Source organism: Longimicrobium sp. (assembly GCF_036280135.1).
In the GTDB taxonomy this organism is placed as follows: Bacteria; Gemmatimonadota; Gemmatimonadetes; order Longimicrobiales; family Longimicrobiaceae; genus Longimicrobium.
On sequence record NZ_DASURI010000347.1, the window covers coordinates 1 to 3580 of the forward strand.

The 3580-nt window shown below is 71.8% G+C and carries 3 protein-coding genes; all 3 read right to left on the reverse strand.

Annotation, left to right across the window (positions count from 1 at the left end; all coding sequences use genetic code 11):
- Positions 1–92 precede the first annotated feature (92 nt).
- Genes VFZ20_RS10935 through VFZ20_RS10945 form a run of 3 tightly spaced genes read right to left on the reverse strand, consistent with a single transcriptional unit; the run spans position 93 to position 3384 of the window.
- Positions 93–1934 (reverse strand): M61 family metallopeptidase, encoded by a 1842-nt coding sequence (locus VFZ20_RS10935; protein ID WP_329683909.1) that lies wholly within the window; start codon positions 1932–1934, stop codon positions 93–95.
- A gap of 3 nt (positions 1935–1937) precedes the next feature.
- Positions 1938–2963, reverse strand: coding sequence for a proline dehydrogenase family protein (locus tag VFZ20_RS10940; RefSeq protein ID WP_329683910.1), 1026 nt, complete (start codon positions 2961–2963; stop codon positions 1938–1940).
- A gap of 49 nt (positions 2964–3012) precedes the next feature.
- Positions 3013–3384: a hypothetical protein gene (locus VFZ20_RS10945; protein WP_329683911.1), complete on the reverse strand. Its 372-nt coding sequence runs from the start codon at positions 3382–3384 to the stop codon at positions 3013–3015.
- Positions 3385–3580: the final 196 nt, after the last annotated feature.

The window sequence follows — 3580 nt, forward strand, 5'->3', positions numbered from 1 at the left end:
ATCCAGCACCGGGGATGGATCCAGACGGCGCCTTTCTCCGAAATGACAGCGCGGGCAGGGGACAGACACTCCAGGCCATCCCGCAACTGCTGTCAGGGCTCCGCGCGGAGGGCGGGCTGCGGCGCGCCGCCGGTAGCCGGCGCCGGGGCATCGGCCGGGGGCTCGTCGGGGACGACGGAACGCAGCCAGTGTGCCCGCACGGCCTGCTGCGCGGGCGTGGCGTCCGGCGCGGGGCGCACGACAAAGCGCGGCGGCGGGGCGCGATCCACCGTCAGCATCAGCGTCCGCAACTCGTCGCGGCGAAAGACCGTGAGCTGCACCTGCACGCCACGTTCGAACTCCATCAGCCGCTGGTTCAGCCACTCGGGCGACGGCACGCGGAATCCGTCCAGCGCCACCAGCTCGTCCCCCGCGTTCACGCCCGCCTGCCACGCGGCCGACCCCGCCAGCACGTTGGTGACGGTGATGCGCCCCGTCTCCGTGCGCGTGAGCGTCAGGCCCGTCCGCGACTCCTCCGGGACGCGCGGCGTCTGCCCGCCCTGCGGCGGCGCGGCGGCCGCGGCCTCGTGGACGGGCACCAGCTGCAGCCCCGCCGCGGCCAGGGCGCCGGCGTAGTCCAGCTCGCCCGTCGATCGCAGCGCGTGGTCAAAGAAGCCGCGCAGCTCCGTCCCGGCCACCTCCGCCGCCGCGTCCTCCACGGCGCCCTCGGGAAAGCCGGCGTCGGGCGCGCCGTACCGCTCCCACAGCAGGCGCATCAGGTCATCCAGCGACCGCGCGTTCTCCGTCGCCGCGCGAATGCGCAGGTCCAGCAGCAGGGCCACCAGCGCGCCCTTCTGGTAGTAGGAGATGGTGGCGTTGGGCGTGTTGGCGTCCGGCCGGTAGAACTTGATCCAGGTGTCGAACGACGAGTCCGCCAGGGGCTGCACGGCGCGGCCCGGCAGTGTCTGGAACCGGGAGATCATGTCCGCCAGCTTTTCCAGGTACCGCTGCTGGGGGATGATCCCCGCGCGGCGCAGCAGCAGGTCCGTGTAGTAGGTGGTGATGCCCTCCACCACCCACAGGTCCCGCGTGTAGTTCTCCCGCGTGTAGTCGAACGGGCCCAGGGCTGCGGGGCGGATGCGCTTGCCGTTCCACGCGTGAAAGAGCTCGTGCGCCGCCAGGCCCAGAAAGCTCTCGTAGCCCATGCCGCGAAAGCTCCAGCGGTCCGCCAGCAGCGACGTGCAGTTGCGGTGCTCCAGCCCGCCCCCGCCGCCGCTCGTCAGGTGGACGATGAAGGTGTACGCGGGGTAGGGCAGCGTGCCGAAGATCTCGCGCTCCGCCAGGACGATGCGCGTGGTGTCCCTGGCCAGCCGGTGCGGATCGTGGTTGCCGCGCCCCCAGATGGCGTACTGGTGCGGCACGCCCCCCACCGTCCACTGCACCAGCTGGTGCGTGCCGATCTCCAGCGGCGAATCCACCAGCTCGTCGAAGTCCGCCGCGCGGTACCGCGTGCCGCCGAGCGATTCCAGCGCCGTGGTGACGCGCCAGCCCTCCGGCGCCAGCACGTCGACCTCCGCCGGCTCGCCCTGGCGCCCGTCCACGTACATGAAGACGCTGCTGCCGATGAGCGACGCGTGCGTGCCGTCCACGTGCGACGTGCGCACGGTGAGCTCGTCGGCGTTCACGATCCACCGCGCACGCAGGGTGCCGTCCGCCGGAGCGTCGATGTGCCAGGTGCCCTTGTCCGTCTTGCGAAAGGGGACGTGCGTTCCGTCCGCGTCGAACGCCTCGAACTGCACCACGTTGCGCGGGAACTCGCGCAGGAGGTACGAGCCGGGCGTCCACGACGGCATCACGAGCGACGCGGGGCCGTGCACGTCCCGCGCGGCCATCTCCACGGCCACCAGGTGCGTGCGCGGATCCGGCAGGTGCACCCGGTACTGGATCCTGGCCATGCCCTACTTGCGGCGGCGAAGGAAGAGGACGGCCGCCACGCCGGCCACGATGCCCGCGCCCACGGCCATGGCCGGCTTGCGCAGCCCCGCGTCGCCGCGCGCCTCCTTGACGATGCTGCCGGCCATGAACAGCACGTTGGCCGGGCGCTCCGCCAGGCGGCGCATCAGGTACGGATACCACGAATCGCCGAAGGGGACGTAGACGCGGACGTTGTAGCCCTCCTCGCGCAGCCGCGTCTGCAGGTCGCGGCGCACCCCGTACAGCATCTGGAACTCGAACGAGCTCTTGTCGATGCCCCGCTCCCACACGAAGCGGCGGGCGGCGTCGATGACGGCCTCGTCGTGCGTGGCGATGGCGGGGTAGCGGCCGGCCTCCAGCAGGCGCTTCATCCCGTCCACGTAGGCGCGGTCCACGTCCGCCTTGTCGGGATGGGCCACGGACTCCGGCTCCTGGTACGCGCCCTTCACCAGCCGCACACGGGCGTCCAGGGCAATCATCCGCTCCAGGTCGTCGGGGGTGCGGCGCAGCATGGACTGCAGCACCGTGCCCACGTTGCGGAACCCGTCCGCCCACAGCGACTCCACCAGGGTCACGGTGCGCTCCGTGTACGCGCTGGACTCCATGTCCAGGCGGACGAAGATCTCGCCCTCGCCGTCGCCCAGCTCGCGGGCGCGCCGCAGCACCGTCTCCACGTTGCCGCGGCAGAACGCCTCGTCGATGTCCAGGCCGAGCTGCGTGGGCTTGATGGACAGGTTGGCCTGCAGCCCCTCGCGCTGGATGCTTTCCAGGATGCGCACGGCCATCCTGGCGGCGGCCTCGGCCTCGTCGCGGCTGGCCACGGACTCGCCCAGGAAGTCCAGCGAGACGGTGAGCCCGGCCTCGTTGAGCTCGCGCGCGGCCTGCAGGGCCTCGTCCAGCGTGTCGCCGGCCACGAAGCGCTGCGCGAAGCTGCGCGACAGGGGGGCGCGGGTGATGATCTTCTTGGCCGTGTTGCTCTCGCTCAGGCGGAGCAGGCTCGTCTTGAGCATACGGTGCGGTTGGGTGATGTCGGTCGGCGCGCGGGGCGGGCGTGTGCCCTCAGGCGTCCGCCTGGGCGCGCTTGCGTGCGATGGCCTCGTCCAGCAGGGCGCGGACCTCGCGGAGGGGCAGCGCCTCGAGCGCTGCCCGTGCCTCGTCTTCCGTCGCGGCCACCACCAGGTCGCCCGTTTCCAGGTGGCCCATGATGGCGGTGCCCGTCTGCGCCCAGCGGATAAAGACCAGGTACCCGGCGAACGGGTGGTCGGGGTCGTCGGACGCGTCGGTCTCGATGCCGGCCGTGTACGGCTCGCCGTCCATTCCCTGGAATGCGGTTGCGCGCCCGTGGACGGCCGTGTAGCCGCCGAGCGTCGTCTCGTCCGCGCCCTCGGGGGGAACGGGGTTCAGCCGGTCTTCGGCGCTGGCGTACTTCATGGGCGCGCAAAGTACGCACAGGGAGTGCCGGGCGACAGGGTTGGCGCGGTGGGGCGAATTCGGCGGGGTTGTTGACGATCGCGGACCGGCGGGAAGGGATACGGGATGGGTGGCGGATGCGGATGGCGGAAGCGTTCGTGCAACTCAGGTCCGGGTGGCTCGGCGGACGTTCTGCCGGTCCGCCGAGCGCCCCCCA

Coding starts and splice junctions, on each gene's coding strand:
- VFZ20_RS10935 (WP_329683909.1), bottom strand. CDS start 1,934: ATGGCCAGGATCCAGTACCGGGTGCACCTGCCGGATCCGCGCACGCAC.
- VFZ20_RS10940 (WP_329683910.1), bottom strand. CDS start 2,963: ATGCTCAAGACGAGCCTGCTCCGCCTGAGCGAGAGCAACACGGCCAAG.
- VFZ20_RS10945 (WP_329683911.1), bottom strand. CDS start 3,384: ATGAAGTACGCCAGCGCCGAAGACCGGCTGAACCCCGTTCCCCCCGAG.